This is a genomic window from Grylomicrobium aquisgranense (genome assembly GCF_033971865.1).
In the GTDB taxonomy this organism is placed as follows: Bacteria; Bacillota_I; Bacilli_A; order Erysipelotrichales; family Erysipelotrichaceae; genus Bulleidia; species Bulleidia massiliensis.
The window spans coordinates 39000-59730 of record NZ_JALBUR010000003.1 but is presented as its reverse complement, the minus strand read 5'-3'; the positions used below and the strand labels follow the sequence as shown (position 1 = coordinate 59730).

At 49.0% G+C, this 20731-nt stretch carries 14 protein-coding genes and 2 pseudogenes; 5 read left to right on the top strand and 11 right to left on the bottom strand.

Going from position 1 to position 20731, the window contains the following annotated elements:
* Window positions 1-108: 108 nt before the first annotated feature.
* From treP to MOZ60_RS02295, 3 genes are read left to right on the top strand one after another with little or no spacing between them, the layout of a single operon-like run.
* Window positions 109-2064: a PTS system trehalose-specific EIIBC component gene (gene treP / locus MOZ60_RS02305; protein WP_370595495.1), complete on the top strand. Its 1956-nt coding sequence runs from the start codon at window positions 109-111 to the stop codon at window positions 2062-2064.
* 11 nt (window positions 2065-2075) lie between these two features.
* Window positions 2076-3719, top strand: coding sequence for an alpha,alpha-phosphotrehalase (gene treC, locus MOZ60_RS02300; RefSeq protein ID WP_370595494.1), 1644 nt, complete (start codon window positions 2076-2078; stop codon window positions 3717-3719).
* Window positions 3720-3779: 60 nt separating this feature from the next.
* A complete protein-coding gene (locus MOZ60_RS02295; RefSeq protein WP_371832618.1) occupies window positions 3780-4109 on the top strand; it encodes a putative quinol monooxygenase in 330 nt (109 codons plus the stop codon).
* Window positions 4110-4279: 170 nt separating this feature from the next.
* Here the strand turns inward: MOZ60_RS02295 and MOZ60_RS02290 are convergent, their stop codons facing one another.
* The 11 genes and pseudogenes from MOZ60_RS02290 to MOZ60_RS02235 form a co-directional block, all read right to left on the bottom strand.
* Window positions 4280-8959, bottom strand: coding sequence for an EAL domain-containing protein (locus MOZ60_RS02290; RefSeq protein WP_370595493.1), 4680 nt, complete (start codon window positions 8957-8959; stop codon window positions 4280-4282).
* A 72-nt stretch (window positions 8960-9031) separates the two neighbouring features.
* Window positions 9032-9877, bottom strand: a complete 846-nt coding sequence (locus MOZ60_RS02285) for an SAM hydrolase/SAM-dependent halogenase family protein (RefSeq protein ID WP_370595492.1) — start codon at window positions 9875-9877, stop codon at window positions 9032-9034.
* Entirely contained in the window at window positions 9874-10737 is an 864-nt protein-coding gene (locus MOZ60_RS02280; RefSeq protein ID WP_370595491.1) for an SAM hydrolase/SAM-dependent halogenase family protein, read from the bottom strand. Before MOZ60_RS02280 ends, MOZ60_RS02285 begins: the two co-directional genes overlap by 4 nt.
* A gap of 15 nt (window positions 10738-10752) precedes the next feature.
* Window positions 10753-11595 carry an energy-coupling factor transporter transmembrane component T family protein gene (locus MOZ60_RS02275; protein WP_370595490.1) on the bottom strand — a complete coding sequence of 281 codons (843 nt, stop codon included), beginning with the start codon at window positions 11593-11595 and terminating at the stop codon, window positions 10753-10755.
* Complete coding sequence (locus MOZ60_RS02270; RefSeq protein ID WP_370595489.1) at window positions 11592-13304, bottom strand: ABC transporter ATP-binding protein; 1713 nt, start codon at window positions 13302-13304, stop codon at window positions 11592-11594. Before MOZ60_RS02270 ends, MOZ60_RS02275 begins: the two co-directional genes overlap by 4 nt.
* A 79-nt stretch (window positions 13305-13383) precedes the next feature.
* Complete coding sequence (locus tag MOZ60_RS02265; protein WP_370595488.1) at window positions 13384-13944, bottom strand: ECF-type riboflavin transporter substrate-binding protein; 561 nt, start codon at window positions 13942-13944, stop codon at window positions 13384-13386.
* A 135-nt stretch (window positions 13945-14079) separates the two neighbouring features.
* Window positions 14080-14430: pseudogene (locus MOZ60_RS02260) on the bottom strand (ATP-binding cassette domain-containing protein); the annotation flags it as partial.
* Window positions 14431-14707: 277 nt separating this feature from the next.
* Window positions 14708-15574 carry an NAD(P)/FAD-dependent oxidoreductase gene (locus MOZ60_RS02255; RefSeq protein ID WP_277645649.1) on the bottom strand — a complete coding sequence of 289 codons (867 nt, stop codon included), beginning with the start codon at window positions 15572-15574 and terminating at the stop codon, window positions 14708-14710.
* A 107-nt stretch (window positions 15575-15681) separates the two neighbouring features.
* Window positions 15682-16427 (bottom strand): annotated as a pseudogene (locus MOZ60_RS11545) (carboxymuconolactone decarboxylase family protein).
* Between the two features lie 19 nt (window positions 16428-16446).
* The gene (locus MOZ60_RS02240; protein WP_370595485.1) at window positions 16447-17352 is read right to left on the bottom strand and encodes a LysR family transcriptional regulator; all 906 of its coding nucleotides are present in this window, start codon (window positions 17350-17352) and stop codon (window positions 16447-16449) included.
* Between the two features lie 20 nt (window positions 17353-17372).
* Window positions 17373-18740, bottom strand: coding sequence for an MATE family efflux transporter (locus MOZ60_RS02235; RefSeq protein ID WP_370595484.1), 1368 nt, complete (start codon window positions 18738-18740; stop codon window positions 17373-17375).
* Between the two features lie 331 nt (window positions 18741-19071).
* Here MOZ60_RS02235 and MOZ60_RS02230 point away from each other — a divergent pair, with 331 nt between their 5' ends.
* The gene (locus MOZ60_RS02230; RefSeq protein WP_370595483.1) at window positions 19072-19431 is read left to right on the top strand and encodes a hypothetical protein; all 360 of its coding nucleotides are present in this window, start codon (window positions 19072-19074) and stop codon (window positions 19429-19431) included.
* Between the two features lie 85 nt (window positions 19432-19516).
* A complete protein-coding gene (locus MOZ60_RS02225; protein ID WP_370595482.1) occupies window positions 19517-20725 on the top strand; it encodes a CapA family protein in 1209 nt (402 codons plus the stop codon).
* Window positions 20726-20731: the final 6 nt, after the last annotated feature.

Sequence of the window (20731 nt, the reverse complement as noted above, 5' to 3'; positions counted from 1 at the left end):
ACGCTCTCTTTTGCGGAGAGCGTTTTCATTTTGCTATTGACATACATGTACGTACAAGATATGATCACTATGCAGAACATGTACGTACATGTACATAGAGAGGCAAATATGGGAAAATTCGAAAATGATGCTTCAAAACTGTTGGAATACGTTGGCGGGAAAGACAACGTGAAAGCAGTCTCTCACTGTGTCACCAGAATGCGTTTTGTCCTGATTGACCAGTCCAAGGCAGATGTCAAGAAGATTGAGGCCCTGCCTTCTACCAAGGGAACCTTCACACAGGCCGGACAGTTCCAGGTCATCATCGGCAACGATGTCGCTGACTACTACAACGATTTCATCAAGATCTCCGGTCTGGAAGGTGTTTCCAAGAATGCTGTCAAGCAGGCAGCCAAGTCCAACCAGAATCCCGTTCAGAAACTGATGACCAATCTGGCTGAAATCTTTGCACCACTGATTCCTGCGATCATTGTCGGCGGCTTGATTCTTGGTTTCCGCAATGTCATTGATTCTCTGTATATCTTCGGTGACGGCACTCAGACACTTGTTGCCACCTCCCAGTTCTGGGCTGGAGTAGACAAATTCCTGTGGCTGATTGGTGAAGCCGTCTTCCATACCGGCATTCCGGTAGGTATCTGCTGGTCCGTTCAGAAGAAGATGGGCGGTACTGAAATGCTTGGTATTGTCCTTGGTCTGACCCTTGTCTCCGGCCAGCTGGTCAATGCCTATGCCGTTGCCGGCATGGCAGCCGATGCCTGGGCACCTGACTATGTCTGGAACTTCGGCTTTGCATCTGCAAGAATGATCGGCTATCAGGCACAGGTTATTCCTGCAATGCTGGCAGCCTTCACACTTGCCTATCTGGAACGCTTCTTCAACAAGATCACACCATCCGTCATCAAGATGATTGTTGTCCCGTTCTGCTCACTGCTGCTGGCCGTCATGGCAGCCCACTTCGTTCTGGGCCCGATCGGCTGGACACTTGGCACATGGATCTCTGATGTCGTCTATGCCGGAATCTCCGGAAAGTTCCGCATCATCTTCGCTGCGATCTTTGGTTTCTTCTATGCCCCGCTTGTCATCACCGGTCTGCACCACATGTCCAATGCCATCGATCTGCAGCTGATCGCCGATACGCCGCTTCATGGCACAATGCTCTGGCCGATGATCGCTCTATCCAACATTGCCCAGGGATCTGCTGTATGGGCCATGTCCGTTCTGCAGAAGAAAAATGCAAAAGCACAGGAAGTCAATATTCCTTCTGCCATCTCCTGCTGGCTGGGTGTTACCGAGCCTGCTATGTTCGGTGTCAACCTCAAGTATGAATTCCCGTTCTACTGCGCCATGACAGGTTCCTGCATAGCTGCCATCATTTCCGTCGGCTTTGGCGTCAATGCCTCTGCCATCGGTGTCGGCGGCATTCCAGGCTTCCTGTCCATCATGCCGCAGTTCTGGGGTGCCTTCTTCCTGGCTATGGCCGCAGCAATTGTCATTCCATTTGTACTGACACTGATCATCGGCAAAAAGAGACTGACAACCGAAGACCGCATCACAACTGTTGATACTGAAGAGGAAGCACCGGCAGCTGCTCCTGCCGCATTCACAAAGGCAGAAGAAAGCGAAGAAATGGCATCCCCGGCAAGTGGAAAGCTGATTGCAATTGAAGATGTTCCGGATCAGGCATTTGCTTCAAAAGCAATGGGTGATGGCTTTGCGATTGAACCAACGGATGGAAAGATTGTGGCACCGTTCTCCGGTACAGTCACAGTTGCCTTTCCAACCGGACACGCTTATGGAATCAAGGCTGCCAACGGCAAAGAAGTACTGATTCACATTGGCATGGATACGGTCGAGCTTGAGGGCAAAGGCTTCCATGGCAGAGTCAGGCAGGGTGATACTGTCCATCAGGGAGATGTATTGACGGAAGTGGATCTGGACTATATCAAGTCACAGGGTAAATCTGCTGTAACACCGGTCATCCTGACAGATGGAACCGCGGTAACATTATTAAAGAAAGACCAGTCCGTACAGGCTGGTGAAACAGGAATTGCAAAACTTAGCTAAGGAGGCGTGCGATGGATCGCAGCAGTACTGTCGTCTATCAGATTTATCCAAAATCATTCTGTGATGCCAGCGGAGATGGCTGGGGTGATATTCAGGGCGTGATTTCCCGTCTTGATTATCTTCAGGAGCTGGGCATCAACTGTATCTGGTTCAATCCCATGTGCATTTCGCCGCAGAAGGATAACGGCTATGATGTACAGGATTACCGGAATATTGATCCCCGCTATGGTACTATGGCCGACTTTGAGCAACTTGTCAAAGAATGCAAAGCACGCGGCATAGATATCATGCTGGACATGGTCTTCAACCACACTTCCACCGAACACGAATGGTTCCAGAAAGCTCTGCAGGGCGACCCAAAGTACAAAGCCTACTACATCTGGAAAAAAGGCAAAGGCCCGGGCGTGCCTCCCAACAACTGGCAGTCAAAGTTCGGCGGTCCAGCCTGGGAATATGTGCCAAAGTTTGACGAATGGTATCTGCACCTCTTTGATGTATCACAGGCGGATCTTGACTGGACCAACCCTGCCGTCAGAAAAGAAATGGCAGACATTGTCAATTTCTGGATGAAAAAAGGTGTCCATGGCTTCCGCTTCGACGTCATCAATGAGATCTCAAAATCGTCATTTGAAGATGATCCAAACAACTTTGACGGCCGCCAGTTCTATACCGATCAGCCGCTGGTACATACCTATCTTAAAGAGCTTAACAAGAACAGCTTTGGCAATGATCCCGAGGCAATGACGGTTGGTGAAATGAGTTCTACAACTGTCAAAAACTGTTCCGGCTATGCCGGTGATGACAGCCATGAACTCTCCTCTGTGTTCTCGTTCCATCATCTCAAAGTGGATTACAAGGATGGAAAGAAGTGGGAATTGCAGCCATTTGATTTCATGCAGTTGAAACATTTGCTCAATGAATGGCAGGTCGGCATGCAGGAAAACCATGCCTGGAATGCTTTGTTCTGGAACTGCCACGATCAGCCAAGATCGGTATCCAGATTCGGTAATGACACAAAATACCGGAAGGAATCTGCCAAGATGCTGGCAGCGGCAATTCATCTGATGCGCGGCACGCCGTACATCTACATGGGTGAAGAGATTGGCATGCCCAATGCCGGCTTTGGTGACATCAGCCAGTACCGTGATGTGGAATCCATCAATGCCTGCCATATCCTGAAAAAGGAAGGAAAGAGCGAGCATGAGGTCCTGCATATCCTCAATGAGCGCAGCCGTGACAATGCCAGAACACCGATGTGCTGGGACAGCAGTGAAAAAGCCGGATTTACAACCGGCACACCATGGATTCCGCTAGGTAAAACACACAAGGAGATCAATGTAGAAAATGACCGCAAAGATCCGGAAAGCATCTTTGCCTGGTACCAGCAGCTCATTCATCTGCGCAAAACGATGAAGATCATTCAGGAAGGGACATATGTACCGATGCTTGAAAAGCATCCTTCTGTTCTTGCATACCAGAGAATATGGAAGAATGAAAAGCTGACTGTGTTATGCAACTTCTATGGCACACAGACGCAGGCTGATCTGGATGATACGGCAGGCAGCGAGATTCTGTTAACAAATGTACACAGAGACAGCATTGATGCACATATGACGCTGCAGCCATATGAATGTCTTGTTCTCTACAAGAAATAAGCTGAAAAAGGAGTATGTCGAAAGCATATTCCTTTTTGCTATACTGAAGAAGAGGTAAAAATGATGCGTCTGACTGTAAATCTGTATTACCACGGCACCAATGGCAGTGCCAGAAAATTTGCCCAGGAGATGGAATCCTCCGGCATTGCGGATGCCATCCGCAATGAACCGGGAAATGAGCGCTATGAGTACTTCATTCCCCTGAATGATCCGGAAACCATTCTGTTAATTGACAGCTGGCACGATCAGAAGGCACTCGATGCCCATCATCGTTCTCCTATGATGGAGCAGCTGGCAAAACTGCGGGATAAATATGATCTGCACATGGAGGCAGAGCGCTATGTATCCACGGAAGATAATCCGGATGACAAAGCATATATTCGCAGATGAACTGCCCGGCTGCAGGAAACCGGGCTTCAAAGGGGCTGTAACAGTTGAATAAGCTGTTACAGCTCATTTTTTGTGATTACACATATTTTCGCTGTATATCTATCCGTGCAAGCACAAAAAGGCTGCACGCAGTCCGCCATCCTATCTGACAGCCAGACAGCAGCCCATTTTCATTCATGTTTGCGTCTGTCAAAAGGAGAATCGCTCCGACGGCGATGATAGTAATGTCCCTTGTCCTCATACATGGCCCTATCTGCCTTTCTGACAATATCATCCATATTGCTGATAGAGCCACTGTGAATGGTATAGCCAAGCGCAATGCTGTATCCTTCCGTCTGGCATGTATTCTTGATCCTTTGGATCAGATCCCGTGCTCCGGCATCATCCATGCCTTCCTTTATCATCAGAAATTCATCACCGCCCATGCGGATCACATGATCCTTATCTGCAAAGCTGACAAGAATGTCTGAAATGCTGCAGATCAGATGATCGCCAGAGAGATGGCCATGCCGGTCATTCTCTTCCTTGAGGCCATTGATATCACCACTGATGAACGCTGCCGTTTCCTGTCGTTTCCTTGTGGAAAGATACTTTGCCAGGCCGGCCCGGTTCAATACACCCGTCATGGGATCACGCAGACTGTGGGAAAGTGCCTCAGAAATATTGTTGCGGTTCTGGATCATCACCGACAGGAAGTCTGTCAGTGTAGAAAGAATATAGCCGGCCTGATGGAAGTTTTCCTCATAGGCATTCAGTACAAGTGTAAAGCCGACCGATCCCCCGGCATTGACCAGATGGCCGGAAATCACATTGCGGATTTCGTAGCCTGGCAGCCAGAAATCCGGATGTTCCTGAAAGAATGACGGATAATCGGCAATCATGACAACTTTGTTTGTCTCCAGCATCCTGTACAGAGGAACAAGCCTGCTCATCAGCACGCTCTGCAGTTCGTTCTTCAAAGCAGGAGAATCCGCTGCACACCATTCATACGTACAGCATACCGTTCCATCTGCCCGCTCTTCAAAGACAAGCAGATGCTCCGCCTGCAGATTCTTTCCGATTTCATCCACTGTCTTCTGTATGCCGGCAGATGTATTCTTTTCTCCCATGCCAGAGGCAATGGCTTCACTGGCCCATATTTCATCATGCAGCATTCTGCTGACCTGCGCAGAACGGCCGTCGTCATCCGGGAAGCAGATGCTCATCCGCAGGCTTCTTCCCTTCCACTGCACAAGCAAATCGCGGGTATTATAAGCCTCACTGGCATTGCGGAAAAAGATACGGCGACTGGTCATGGTATTCTCAGCCAGTGTATTCAGCATACAATGCTCACAGGGTGTATTGCGTCCCTGCAGAATCTCATAGCATCTGGAACCAGCGGGATCATAATCTGCAGGCAGATTCAGATCGCGCCGCATCGCCTTGTTAAGATACACCAGTTCTTCATTTTCCCGATCAATCAGGCAGATTCTTTCCTGGGCATCATCCAGGGCAGCCAGCGGGAAGGTAATCCCCTGATGCTTCTCTGTCTGATTCAGCTGTGCAGACATACTCTGTCCGCACCTCTGGTGCAGCAGACCCAGCAGCCCGGTGAAACTGTCTGCCTCAGAGCCAGATGCAATGGACAGATCCACAGTAAAATGACACTCGACGCCATCCACTTCATTCAGCTGCTGAATACGCTCCAGAATCGTCTGTGCGGAGATGATCAAGCCCGCAGCTATCTCCTGAACACCCAGCAGCAGAATCCTGCCCTGATTCAGATAAGCGCAGATCGCCCTTGCATCCAGAGAACTCTGGCGGATAACGCCGGCAATTGCCTTAAGAACCCTGCGGCTGAATTCTTTTCCAAAGACTCTGATCAGATGGTCAAAGCCACGCAGGGAAAGAAGAATGGCAGTGTAATCCGCCTCATTGCTGCGCAGTGCCCTATCCAGAGCATTCCCCGTCAGTAAAGCACCATAATCATTCAGGAAGCCAGTAGCAGCATCCTTTAAAAATGACTGCTCTTTCTCAGCCTCATCCTTCAGGACCACGCCGGCAGTGCCGCCGATATAACTGTCATAATACCATGGAAAGACACAAACCGGCACCGTTCTGCTGATGCCGTCACACACCGTCAGAGCACTGAAATGCACCGTTTCACCATGGCTCAGCACCCGGTGTTCTCTCTCACTGATCATGCCTGCATCCACAAATACGCCAAGTTCCTCAGCAGTTCTGCCAATGACATCATGACGCTGCTTCAGACCAAGCACGTCAAGCATCTCCTGATTGACATCCAGAAATCTTCCCTCTGTATCTTTCCAGAACAGCGGAATGCCGCCAAACCGGTAAAATGCATTCAGCAAGCCTGCATCCCGGATATACTGATGCAGAACTTCCTGATCCTGCGTCCACGCCGGATGCAGAGAGGATACAAACAGCGGCTGCTGTTGCGGTCCCTGTTCCAGTTCAAAGAATACTTTCTGTTCACACAGCAGCAGCTTCCTGCCGGCAGGATCATCTGCATTCACCACAGAAAACATCGTCCAGCGGTAATTGCCATCTTCCCGGCGGATCCGGAATACATCCTGGATATATCCGGACTGCGAGGCAGACAGAGCCGCCTCCAGACGGGCAGCAGAAATAAACTTCAGAAAGCGCTCCTGATCATCCAGATAAACTAGCTCATTGCTGAAAGAAGCAAAGGATTCAGCTATATCCGGGAATACCTGGCCAACGGAAACCCTGGGATGCACACATTGAATCACCCTGATTTCATTTTTCTGCAGATCCATCAGATACATGCCGTCAAACAGTGGTCCTGTCTGCATCAGGTAACGTTCCTGCCTGCTGCCTGCCATCTGATCTTCCAGACTGAGGTTCAGCAGGCTTGCCCGGAAAACCCAGAAACCGGAAACACCTGACACAAATTCAGCCTGCAGTCTCAGATAATGGCCATTATCCACAAACAGGTACGGCTCTTCAGGCCCGGAAAACACACTCTTCAGATACTGCATTACCCTCTGCTTTGACGTATGATTGCCAGCCAGCAGCGTACCATTCTGTGCATCAGAGATACTGATGCCAATCTCTTTCAGTTCCTGACGGAAAGCCGCATTTCCTGCCAGCATCCGTACGGTTCCATTCTCACACAGAAACAGAGCGGACGGATCATTGTCAATGATGTCCTGCAGGCCAGCCCTGCTATAGACAGAAGCTTCCAGCCCCGTTTCCAGCGTCACCATCTTTCTGGCCAGCACATCCCCCAGGGACAGCAGCGGCACCGGTGCACTGTAGTAATACCCCTGAATCCGTTCACAGCCAATCTCTTTCAAAAAATCGAGATGTTCCTGCGTCTCCACGCCCTCGGCAAGGGTATGAATGCCAAGACGCTTGGCCATACTGACAATACTGGTGATGATATCCCGGCTGCGCGCATCAAAGCTGCGGAAGAAATCCATATCCAGCTTGATCAGATTGAAAGAAAACCGATTCAGTGATTTCAGAGAAGAATACGCAGAGCCAAAATCATCAAGCCAGACTTCATAGCCATCCTCATGGAAGCCGCGAATGATGCTGGCCATGTGCTGCTGATTCTCAGCCAGCACCCGTTCTGTAATTTCTACATGAAAGTAGTGATGCGGCACCTGATACTTCGCACAGGCTTCATTCAGACACTTCAGCGGCTGAATCAGATCAAAGTCAAGCTGAGACAGATTCAGGGATACCGGCACAGCCGCCCTGCCGCTGGCAAGCATATCATGCAGACTCTGCACGGTATGCTCAATCATATACTGATCCAGACGGCCGATCCTTCTGGCATGTTCCAGAACCGGCACAAAGATCTCCGGAGAAATCATGCCAAGCTGCGGATCCTCCCACCTTGCCAGTGCCTCTGCCGAGCACATCCGTCCTGAAAAAGTACGGATCACCGGCTGATAGTACACTTTGATATAGCCCTTCTCCAGAGCCTGGTCAAAATGATCCAGAACGAAGCGGCTCATTTCCAGCTGCCTCTCCATCTCTTTCCTGAATACAGCCCAGGAGTGCTCACCATCATTCTTGATGCTGTCACAGGCAATCTTTGCCATATCAAAAGAATGGCGGATGACATCAGAAGGCGCATCACTGTCAAATACGACAATGCCTGCCTTCATGGCAAAACTTCTCTGCCCCAGATAATGATTGACGGCAGTACACACTTCATCAATCTTATCCTGAAGATCCTTCCTTGGCAGCAGTGCCACAAAATTATCCGCGTCTGCCCGGCTGAACAGACCATCAGGAAACACCCGCTTCAGCTGGGCTGCCACATAGCCAAGGCAGCGGTCACCGGCATCAATGCCATATTCACGGTTAAAGCCCCGGAAATTGGCAATATTGAATCTTACCGGACACATTTGCGTAAAGCTGCCATCTTCCAGCTTCTTTCTGGCCAGTTCAAGCGCTTGCTGATAAAACCTGGAAACTGCCGGAAAGCCAGTCAGGTCATCCACATTGTGTGCCTGCAGAGCAACCTCCAGATTCATCATCTGAACAAGAATATACGTCTGACTGCCAAACGTCACAGGACGAAAAGCACACTCAGCAGAACGCATATACTTCTGTAAAGTCTGATACGTCACATGCGCATGCCCACCCGTGGTCAGAAATGCTTTCCAGTCCAGCTGGTCATCCCCTTCAAAAAACAAACCCTGCACATGTCCCTCTGCCAGAGCAAGAAATTCCTTCTCTGTCTGACAGTCATACATCGCCAGCATACGTTTGTTTGCATACACAATCGCATCTGTGCCATCTGTCCGGACAATGCATATACCATGAATCATATCATCATAAAACTGATGAAATGCTGAAAGCTCATTCATAACATGCTCCCTGCTGTCAACAAGGTGTGTCGCAGCATCTACACTGCTATCATACCGCGCAGAGACAGAAAATCAGGACAATCGCAGCTGTATCTGCCAGTCTTTACCAAAGGAAACGCCATACTTCGCCATGAAGTTATCCTTGTTGCAATCCAGACTCAGATAGCCGGAGGAACCGCAGTACAGCACGGGTTCGCCTTGTTTGACATAGCCAAAGCTTCTGGCATAGACCACATTCTGATCAAAGACACAATGCCCGGAATGTGAAATCACCACATGAATCAATGTGCCAGTTGGAATCTCCAGACGGCGCCACATTGCATTGTCCACATTGAACTGAATGCCGCCAAAGTGAGGCAGTCCTGTCATCACAAAGCACGAAAGCACATTGTCTTTCAGCTCTGGTTTCAGATGATACTCTTCGCATTCCACTACCTCACTGACCGGATAGGCAGGACCAATCTGCTCATAGGTAATGATGCCGGCAGACAGCTTCGCGGCACAATAGCCAAACAAGTCTCTGCCATCAAAAACGGCTGCCTCATGCGGACCATGGTACCGGTTGATGCGTTCATCAATCTGGCGCACTTCTTTGATGCCGACAGAATATTTCAGATGTGTCAATGAGCCGTTATCCGGTGTGATGACAATACTGCCATCATTCAAAAGCGCCGCACATGCCCTTCGGTCTGTACCAACATCTGGATCCACGACTGAGACAAAGATCGTGCCTTTAGGCCAGTATGGCTCAATGGTTTCCAAAGCAAGTGATGCCTCAAACGGATCAAACTGGCGGATCTCATGACAGCTGTCTACAATCTCGACATCATGGTCCACCATGCGGATCACGCCCTTCATCTCAGATACCGCAGACCAGGACAAAGAAAAATCTGTCTGCAGGACAATACTTGGTTTCATGCCGTTACCTCAACGGTCCATTCACTGCCAAATCCGACATGGAACGTGTTGACAAAGGAGCCCTGTGATACGGCAAAACTGAGATTCATGAGCTCATTGTTATAAGCCAGCGGCTCATCCTTGTTCACCATGCCAAAGGACTTTTCAAACGGCAGATCTCTGTCAAAGACAACATCATCACCATGACGGATGATGACATGAATCTTCTTTCCATACGCAAAGCCATGGGCAAGAAGCGCGTTGGTATCGATGTTGGTAAACAGATTGCCAAAGTTGGGATCATCGATCTCAATCATCCCAGCAGCTTTCTGATCACAGTACTTGGCCTGCGGCATGGGCAGTTTCACAACATCAGCTGGATCATAGGCAGGTCCAACCTGTTCAAAGTCGATGATGCCGGCCGCCAGACGGGCAGCACAATAGCCAAACAAATCTCTGCCATGGAAGACAGATGTCTCATCGGTACCGGCATGATGCAGGCGATTGATTGTTTCATCAATCTCCCTGATTTCCTGAATACCGTTGTACTTTGCCACATGTGTTAAAGAACCGTTGTCCGGCGTGACGATGTAATAGCCGTCTTTTGTATAGCATACACATGCCTTTCTGGCGGTGCCGACCCCAGGATCAGTTACTGCCACGAAGATGGTTCCCTTTGGCCAGAAACGCATTGCCTGCCACAGGCGGTAGGATGCACTCCAGATATCAAATTGAGGCAGTTCATGGGTGCTGTCAATGATCTCAATATGGCGGTCGACACTCTTGACGACCCCATACATGGCAGCCACGGTTGAATCCTTATAGCCAAAGTCGGTCTGAAATACGAGCATTTCCTGAATCGGAGAAATGATGGATGACATGATAGATACCTCCTGTTATTTGATGAATGGATTATAGAAATAGGAATGGTTGATGAAGAAACGAACATACAAAGCGCCGAATAAGACAAGGGCACTGATGACAATGCTGAGATAGTCTTCTTTGGTCAATGGCTTTCTGACATACCACGTTCTTTTCTTATGTTTGCCAAAGCCGCGCAGATCCATGGCATTGGAGATCAGATCAATGCGGTCCATGGTTGTCATGATCAACGGGGAAAGAATGGCAGAAGAGTTTTTCAGACGGGAACCCATGCTTGCTTTCCTGGACATATCCAGACCGCGGGCTTCCTGGGCCATCTTGATCGTCTCATAGTCACCGGCCACATCCGGGAAATAGCGCAGCGTCAAAGACAGGGCTGTGCCGACCTTGTAGCTGATGCCGATGCCATTGAGCGATGAGGCGAATTCACTCGGATTGGTTGTCAGAACAAAGATGATGCCAAGCGGAATGACACTGAGATACTTGCAGAACTTGGAAATCTCATAGAACAGCTGTTCCTGGGTGACGATGTAACTGCCGGCAATGGTGAACAGAATATGCTTTGTGCCATAGATTCTGACACCATACTGGGGATCAAACAGGAAAGTGAGAAAGAAGTTGGCAATCAGAAAGATGAAGACATAGATATACATGATTCGCACCTGAGAGAAGCGGATCTTTGCAATCTTCATGAGTATGAGTGACATGACCATGATGCTCAGGATGACACGAATGTCATAGGTAAACATGACGGCACTTGTCAGAAGCAGGAAACAGATCAGTTTGGTCACGCCGCTCAGCCTGTGCAGGAAGGTATTCAGCTGGGCATAGGAGAATGTTTTCAGTTTCAGATTCATCTTGTCATTTCCTTTCTGGCCCTGCGGTCATATTCAATAAAGCACTTCACAAATTCCTGAGGCTGATCAATACCGGCTTTCTCAGCCAGCTCATACAGGGATGTAATCTTCAGATTGGCTTTCTCACTCAGTTCTCTATTGGAAAGAATCTGATAGGAAGGCCCGTCTGCCAGAATCTTTCCATCGCACAATACAATTGCCCTTGGTGTATATTCCAGCATCAGATGCATGTCATGCGTGATCAGAATGATCGTCTGTCCCTGTTCATTCAGACTCTTCAGAAATTCCATGATTTCGCTGTAATGATAGTAGTCCTGGCCGGCCGTAGGCTCATCCAGAATCAATACTTTTGGATTCAATACCAGAATAGACGCAATGGTCACCCGTTTCTTCTGTCCATAGCTCAAGGCACTGATCGGCCAGTTTTTAAACTCAGACAATCCGCAGATCTGCAATACACGCGTGACTCTTTCATCCACTTTCTTCTCATCCACGCCTCTGATTCTCAACCCTAAAGCCACCTCATCAAAGATGCCCGTCTTGGAGATCATCTGGTTGGGATCCTGCAGAACGATGCCGACGAAGGCAGAACGCTCGGAAATGGTGTACTGGGATAAGTCGGTGCCTTCCATTGTGACCGTACCGGCATCTGGCTTGATAAAGCCAGTCAAGATCTTGGACAAGGTAGATTTGCCGGCACCGTTTTTACCGACGATGCTTAACATCTCACCTTTGTGGACAACCGCAGATACATCCGAAAGAATTGGCTTGATGCCATCATAGCTGAAAGAAATGTGGCTGATGTTCAGCAGAGGTTCTCTTTCTGGCTGGGATGGATTGGAAGCATTCTGATGGAACCAGGCTGCCAGGCTGGGCTTTGCCTGTGTCAGGTCCATCGTCTGCAGTGATTCCGGATGCATATCCTCCGTGATCTTTACACCGGCATAGCGGCATGCGGTCAGATACAGTGGTTCCCGGATGCCGTATTTTCCAAGCACATCGGCAGACAGAAGGTTTGCCGGCGTATCATCCATGACAATTCTGCCATCATTGACCAGTACGATGCGGTCCACCGGACAGTGCAGCACATCCTCCAGGCGGTGTTCAATGATGATGACCGTCTTGCCATCTCTGCACAGATCATTGATCAGCTCAATGGCAGTTCTGCCTGTCAATGGATCGAGGTTGGCCAGAGGTTCATCAAACAGCAGGATATCGACATCATCCACCATGACACCAGCCATGGAACATCTTTGTTTCTGACCGCCGGAAAGTTCATGCGGATTCTGATGCAATAGATCCGAAAGGCCGACACTGGCTGCGATCTTTGCGACTCTCTGCTTCATCTCATCCTGTCCAATGCGGTCATTCTCTAAAGCAAAGGCAATGTCTTCGCCAACCGAAAGACCGATGAACTGGCCGTCGCTGTCCTGCAGCACCGTGCCGACTTTCTGTGACAAAGCAAATAAAGAAGCAGGACATTGGATGCCATCAATGATCAGATCGCCTTTCATCTCACCCCGGTAGGCATTGGGGATCAGGCCGTTGATACAATTGCCAAGCGTGCTTTTCCCACTGCCGCTTGGCCCGGCAATCAGAATCTTTTCACCCCGGTGGATTTTCAGATTGATATCATGCAGGGTTGGCTCTGCCTGGGCATAATACTGAAAACTGAAATGCCGGAATTCTATGATGACATCGTTATCCATTTGCATACTCCTTAAAACCACAAAAGGAACACAGCCCTAAAGAGGGCAATGTTCCTGCATGAAACTGAAATGCTGTTACTTACTTGTTTTTTGCAAGAGATCCCTTGGAAACCTTGGTTGCACTGTATGCCTTCAGCAGCAGTAAGCCAACCACAGCAGCTGTGATGGCATCTGTCACAAAGGCAATGGCACCCTGGGCAAAGACCAGCTTGGCAGATTCACCATAAATGACAATATCCAGAACCGGTGCCACAACGATCCAGCTGACTGCATGAGCAATCACGGTGTACAGCACAAATGTGCCTGCTTCCTTGCCGGAGAACTTGCCATCCTCAACCTGCGGCGCAATCTTCTTGGCGCAAAGACCTGTGATCAAAGCACTCAGACCAGAAGCAACAATCCAGCTCCACCATGGGCTGCCATAGGCAATAAAGTCATTCAGTGCATGGCCGATGAAGGCAACCAGGAAGCCGCACAGAGGACCATACAGGGCAGCGAAGAAACCAGAGATGCCATAGGCAATCTGCAGGTTGGTCTCCGGTACCGGAGAAGGGATCTTGACAAACATGAACAGCACAAGGAAAACAGCTGCACCAAGACCCGTAGCGACAATTGACTTTGTAGAAAATTTCTTATCCATCATTTCATCCCCTTTATTAATGAAACGGCATGATTATAACATTATTTACACATATTCTTATTATTTTTCAGAAAATAATTTCATTGTGAGCGTTTGCAATTCATCCTGAATGAATGCCATGCAAAAAAAGCAGGTTTATGCCTGCTCTGAAGATCCGGTTGTTTCCAGCCTGCCCTTTTCCATCTCATAGATATGGTCAGTAATGGATAAAGTAGATTTGCGGTGGGAGACAAGAACAATCGTCTTTCCCTCTTTTTCCATCGCCAATGATTTCAGGATGATGCCTTCATTCAGTGCATCCAGATTGCTTGTCGGCTCATCCAGCAGGATGAAGGCAGCATCATGCAGGAATGCCCTGGTCAGGCCAATCCTCTGCTTTTCACCATCCGACAATGTATCACCAAGCTCACCAACATTGGTGTCATAGCCATCAGGCAGACGCATAATGAAGTCATGAATGCTTGCCTTTCTGGCAGCTGCCGATACAACAGTCCTCTGTGTCACCCGGTGCTGCCATACACCCCGATCAGACCGGCAATCTTAGTCACAATCATGATCTGGGCATGCAGGGAAATCCACTGCTACACCACCTGCATCACCACATATTTTCCCAATGCCTTCAGCAATCGAATCAGACGCGTCTTGATCATATTCTCCCCCCTCAAAGCTCATGCGTCTGAAATCATGCTAGAGTTTGTCACAGCTAACATGAACAATAAACTCAGCTCGCATAAAAAAAGCAGGAGACAGACTCCTGCATGCATTACCTGAGTGATGCCAGGTAATCCACTGCTGACAGGGCAGCAATATTGCCCTGACCGGCACTCTTGATGTACTGGTAGGGACGCCCAGCAATATCACCCGCCGCAAACAGACCCGGGATGTTTGTTTTCATCTGCAGGTCTACCTTGACGGCATTGCCATCGGTCTCAAGACCCGGGACAAGCTGGCCAGGGAACTGTGCCTCACGCAGAATGAATACACAGTCCACCGGATATTCACCACCGGATGTAACAAGCGCCTCTGTCTTCTTTTCACCGCGGATTTCCTTCGGCATTTCTCTGACAACTTTGACATTGTTCTTGAATTCCGGTTCATCCTTGTACAGCGGGAAGTACGTTACGCTGGAGCACACTTCACCAAGGAAGTCTGCCTCCGCTTCTTCCTTCTTTGAACCGCCAATGACCGCAACATCCTTTCCTTTATATAAAGGCGCATCACATGTTGCACAATAGCTGACACCTCTGCCCAGGAACTTCTCTTCACCAGGATACGGCTTGCCGGCAACCACACCTGTTGCCAGGATGACCGTGCTGGCCTCTGCCATCGTGTTGTCATCCAGCTGCAAAGTGAAGTAGTCACCCATTGCATACACACTTGTCACTCGCTTTTCGGTGATGGTGATGCCAAGCTCTTCCAGCTGCTTGTTAAAGGCAGCAGCCATCTGCTCTCCTGTCACCGACGGCAGACCAAGATAATTCAGAATCGGATGCTTGACTACCTGCATCTTATTGCTGAGATCCTTTGATCCAAAAAGAATCACATTCTTATTGCGCACTCTGGCAGTAATGGCAGCCTCCAGTCCAGCCGGCCCCGTGCCGATCACGGCAATATCATAACGATTTTCCATATCGTAAACCTCCGTTGTTTTCACATTATACGCAGGTAAGCCATTTTTAACCAAACAGAATGCCCAATATCAAAAAGAACTGCATTTCTGCAGTCCCCTTCGCTCTGTTACTGAAGCTTGCCGTAATCCGCATCACTGACCGGTTCACACCACTCATTGGAAGTTTCCACGCCTGGCACTTCAATGGCAAGATGGGCCATCCAGCTGTCTCTGGCAGCGCCATGCCAGTGCTTGACCCCCGGGGCAATAGTGATCACCGTGCCAGGTTTCAGCTGTACGGCATCCTTTCCCCATTCCTGATACCAGCCGGATCCCCCGACACAGATCAGGATCTGGCCGCCGCCCTGCTTTGCATGATGGATATGCCAGTTGTTGCGGCAGCCCGGCTCAAACGTTACATTATAGATTGCAAACGGCTTCTCACAGATTGTTGACAGCCAGCTTCTGCCAGAGAAATACGCTGACAAAGCATTCGGTTCTCCGATCGGAAAGAAGACTCATTCTGGAAGGCATCTTTGTCTTCCTCTGCTTCCTCTTCCCATACTGTCCTGGCAATCGTAAAAGCTGCCCATGCCTTTGGCCAGCCGGCATAGAAGGCAATATGCGTAATGATGGCAGCAATTTCCTTTCTGGTAACACCATGTGCTTTGGCATTGCGCAGATGATAGGCGAGCGAACTGTCCGTAATCCCGCTGGCAATCAGTGCCGTCACGGTCACAATACACCGTGTTTTGACATCGATATCGGTATTGTTCCAATTCTCGCCAAACAGAACATCATCATTAAAATGAGCAAAATCCGGTGCAAACTCCCCCAAAGCATCCCGGCCTGCTGTCTGAACAATCTTTTTCATACTCCTGTCTTCTCCTTTTTTATGATGCTTCCTCAATCTGATCCTGCATGCTGTACTGTTCCTTCAGCTGTGCAATCATCTTTCTGCCAGCAAGGGACAGCGGCAGATCCTTCGGCCATGCCAGAACACAGCCCTGGCACAAAGCCGGCTTCAATGGCCTGAAAACAAAGAGAGAAGGATCCAGCAGCTCGGTGATGCTGTTGACCATGATGCAGATTCCGACGCCTTCCTGCACAAGATAGGCATTGTTGACAGCGAGGTTGTCTGTACAGCGGATCTGCATCTGCGGATAATACCTGCCAAACCAGTGCTCCAGATCATTCAGCACTTCCGGACGGGATGGAACGATCAGCTCCCTGTGCAGCAGATCTGCTGCCTCAATGCCGGTTTTCCGGGCAAGCGGATCATCCGTTTTCATCAGCACTCCGCACTGCTCCGCGCTTTTCAACTGGATATAGGCATATTTTGTCAGATCCACCGGTTTCAGCAGAACTGCCATGTCAAGCAGGCCGCGCTGCAGACGCTCACTGACATCATCCGCACTTCCTGTAAACACGTTAAATTTCACACGGGGATGCGCCTTCTGGAAGTCCTTCATCATCCGCGCCACTTCCTTCATGGCCTTGAGCTCACCACAGCCGATCCCAATCGTACCCTCCAGCTGACTTTCACTGTCCTGCAGCTCCTCCTGCGTCTTATCCACAAGATCCAGGATCTGCCGTGCCCTTCTTTCCAGCAGAATGCCCTCTTCACTCAGACAGATGCCATGACTGCTGCGCACAAACAGCGTTACGCCAAGTTCCTTCTCCAGCTGGGCTATCTGCCGGCTCAGCGAAGGCTGCGAGATATGAATGACCTGCGCAGCCCTGTTCATACTCTGCTCGCGGGCAGTAATCAGGAAATACTCCAGCAGTCTCAGTTCCATTCTTCTACCTCATCTTTTTCTTATTGTATCACTGTCATTGTCTTCCACTTACCCTGCTTATAGCGCCACAGGCAGATCACAGCCCGCACACACCAGTCCATTGCCATGGCAAGCGCCACGCCAATGACACCCATTTTCATCTGCACGCCAAGCACCCAAGAGAATACAAATCTGACCAGAACTGTCGAAGCGATGGAGACAATCATATTGAAGCGCACATCGCCGGCTGCCCGCAGACCATTGGGCAGAGCACCGCCAAATGGCCAGACAGCGCCATTGAACAGGTTGTGAATCAATACCAGAATAACAACCAGGTGCCTGACTTCATCCGATACCGGATAGACTCTCATAAACAGCGGTGTCAGTGCAAGAATCACCGCATTCCAGGCAACTGCAGAAACAACCGTGATTTTATTCAGCCTGCGGAAGTAATATTCCGCTGCTTCAGTATCACCAGCACCCATGCACCGCCCGATGACCGTAATGTAGACTGGTCCCATGGTAATGACCATCAAAGCGGCAAGCGACCAGATGGTCTGGGCAATGCCATTGGCAGCTACCTGGGCAGTGCCAAACATTGTCGGGATGGTACTGAGAACGATTTTGACCAGCTGGAAGATGCCGTTTTCAATGCTGTTGGGAACGGCAATGCCAAGAATGCGGCGAACCATATCACCTTCAAAAGCGAAGATATGCCTGTTTTCATAATATACCGGCAGTTCCCTGTGAAAGCAGATCATGGTGACGGCAACTGCAGAGAAAAGACGGGACAGAAAGGTCGGCCAGGCAACGCCGGCAACACCTGCATGCAGGACAAAGATGCCGATGGAATTTCCGACAACATTAATGATGTTGGCCAGAATGGAGATCTTCATTGTGATCGATGTGCGGCCGATGCTGCGGCAGACAGCAGCCCCGGCATTGTAAATGCCTAATGGCAGAAATGACAGAGCAACAATACGCTGGTACGTAACGCAGGCTGCCATGACACCCGGCTCCACTCTGCCAAACAGCAGTGAAAGCAACGGTCTGTTGAACAGCAGGACCAGAACCATGCACAGGCCGGATATCACGCCAGATACCATCAGCAGCTGACTGGCCGCATCATTTGACTCTTCCCGGCTGCCCTTGCCAATATACTGGCTGACTACGACTGCCCCGCCGGATGCCAGAGCTGTAAACACATACAGGAAAAACGTCACCAGCATATTGGTCAGCGTTACGCCCGACACTGCCTCTTCACCGGCAAAGCTCACCATGAACGCATCTGCAATTCCCACCAGGGAAACAAGCAGCTGTTCCCCCAGGAACGGCAGAATCAGATGCTTCAGATCACGGTCTGTAAACAATTCCCTGCCTCTTTTTGTATCCTTCACTGCTTCTGCCATTTCTGCATCACCATTCACTTTCCTTGCAGAAAAAGAATAGCACTCAGTCAAAATTATCAGAAATGCTTATTGCATCATAGCGTGCTATTCAAATTATGCATATCTTTCACAATCAGTTATATCTGGACACATTACACCGCATATGACGCAAATATCAGCAGAAACAGCTAAGTTCATAATAGTTGCAGTTGGCTTATTTATCATGAATTTGTTTATCCGGAGGGTTACACAATCGGAACATATAGGCGGACAGATCATCCCTCATTAAGAATAGCGCCATACACTTGTAAGATTGCCTCCCAAATGTATAAATATTAATATTAAGAATGATATGAGACGCAATCCAAACTTCAAATGTCCGAACTGCGGGGCAAAACTGCATATCAACAAACCAAAGAAACGGTTTTCCAAGGACACATATACCTGCGGCAGCTGTCATAAAACTTTTGTTGTGAAGTATAATTGGCCGCTCTTCTTTATCGAATTATATATTGTCATGAAATTACTTGATTTCGTATCACGGGCAATTGCCGGGAAAATGGTTTTTACCAGATACGGAGAATGGATCGTTTTTCTTATAGAAATCGTGCTGGCTTTTCTTCTTTCCTTTTTCAGGCCAGCTTGGGTGGAGAAGCTAAAAATCATCAAATTTGTTGAGAAAAGTGACATCTGCACGGAAGAAGATCAATAATACCGTATCCTTATTTATTCCGGTGATGCTTCTGTTCTTCTGGATTCCTGCTCTTTCTTATATATAATGAGCACGAGAGATCATCATGTCCAAGAAGAAAAAGAAGCGTCATCTGCGTAAAAGCATCAAGGTTTCATTACTTGCCTGTGCCTGCCTGATCACAGGCACTTTCCTGTTCAGATCATGTACAGGCAGTAATCAGAAAGAAGAAGTGGAACAGGTGACTGCACAGTCATCTTCATCTCCTTCTTCCTCACCAGAAAGCAATACGCATTCCTTCCGTCTGTTCCTGCTGGGGGATGCCCTCACCCAGGAACAGCTTCTGGCCCAGGCACAGCAGGCAGACGGCAGTTGGGATTTCAGTATGTTTGATGACATTACAGATCAGGCCAAAGAGTACGATCTTGCCTTCTACAATCAGGAATCCATTCTGGGTGGTGATCATCTAGGCATCAGCTACTTTCCCACCTTCAATGGTCCGCAGGCATTTGGTGATTATATGGTATCCAAAGGCTTCAATCTGGTGTCCAAGGCAAATAATCACTGTCTGGATCGAGGAGAGCAGGCTATTCATAACAGTGATGCGTACTGGAGTTCAAAAGCTGGTGTCATATCAGCAGGTACAAACGAATCCCAGGCAGAGCAGGATGCGGTTGATGTGCATGAGTGCAATGGCATTACCTATGCCTTCAATGCATGGACGTATGGCATGAATGGCAATGTATGCCCGGATGGCGAAGAATATCTGGTGAATTGTTATCGGGATGATCCGCAGAAGATGCTGGACTGGGTAAAAGAAGCAGACCAGAAAGCAGATGTCGTGATTGTCTCCATGCACTGGGGAACCGAATACATAAGCCAGCCTGACGAGGAACAATTATCCCTTGCCCAGCAGTTAGCAGATGCCGGTGCAGATATCATCATCGGCAACCATCCCCATAACATCCAGCCGGTCACCCACATCGGTGATCATGCCGTTGTCTTCTATGCACTTGGCAATGGTATTTCTTCCCAGGACACCACCATGGGCGGCACACCGGAATCCGTATTAACCGGACTCATTGGCTCTGTTACGGTCACAAAAACAGAAACAGACGGAACTGCACAGACAAGCATCTCTGATGTACGTGCCGATGTGATCTATACAGCCCATGATGATCACTGGGGAAATATTCATGGCAGGATGTTCAAGGATCTCACGGATGAAGAACTGCCAGATCATGACATATATTATCAGGATGATATCCGGATCATTCATGCCATGGATGACAGTATTGATATTGGATTGGAATAATGAATG

Coding starts and splice junctions, on each gene's coding strand:
- treP (WP_370595495.1), top strand. CDS start 109: ATGGGAAAATTCGAAAATGATGCTTCAAAACTGTTGGAATACGTTGGC.
- treC (WP_370595494.1), top strand. CDS start 2,076: ATGGATCGCAGCAGTACTGTCGTCTATCAGATTTATCCAAAATCATTC.
- MOZ60_RS02295 (WP_371832618.1), top strand. CDS start 3,780: ATGATGCGTCTGACTGTAAATCTGTATTACCACGGCACCAATGGCAGT.
- MOZ60_RS02290 (WP_370595493.1), bottom strand. CDS start 8,959: ATGAATGAGCTTTCAGCATTTCATCAGTTTTATGATGATATGATTCAT.
- MOZ60_RS02285 (WP_370595492.1), bottom strand. CDS start 9,877: ATGAAACCAAGTATTGTCCTGCAGACAGATTTTTCTTTGTCCTGGTCT.
- MOZ60_RS02280 (WP_370595491.1), bottom strand. CDS start 10,737: ATGTCATCCATCATTTCTCCGATTCAGGAAATGCTCGTATTTCAGACC.
- MOZ60_RS02275 (WP_370595490.1), bottom strand. CDS start 11,595: ATGAATCTGAAACTGAAAACATTCTCCTATGCCCAGCTGAATACCTTC.
- MOZ60_RS02270 (WP_370595489.1), bottom strand. CDS start 13,304: ATGGATAACGATGTCATCATAGAATTCCGGCATTTCAGTTTTCAGTAT.
- MOZ60_RS02265 (WP_370595488.1), bottom strand. CDS start 13,944: ATGGATAAGAAATTTTCTACAAAGTCAATTGTCGCTACGGGTCTTGGT.
- MOZ60_RS02255 (WP_277645649.1), bottom strand. CDS start 15,574: ATGGAAAATCGTTATGATATTGCCGTGATCGGCACGGGGCCGGCTGGA.
- MOZ60_RS02240 (WP_370595485.1), bottom strand. CDS start 17,352: ATGGAACTGAGACTGCTGGAGTATTTCCTGATTACTGCCCGCGAGCAG.
- MOZ60_RS02235 (WP_370595484.1), bottom strand. CDS start 18,740: ATGGCAGAAGCAGTGAAGGATACAAAAAGAGGCAGGGAATTGTTTACA.
- MOZ60_RS02230 (WP_370595483.1), top strand. CDS start 19,072: ATGAGACGCAATCCAAACTTCAAATGTCCGAACTGCGGGGCAAAACTG.
- MOZ60_RS02225 (WP_370595482.1), top strand. CDS start 19,517: ATGTCCAAGAAGAAAAAGAAGCGTCATCTGCGTAAAAGCATCAAGGTT.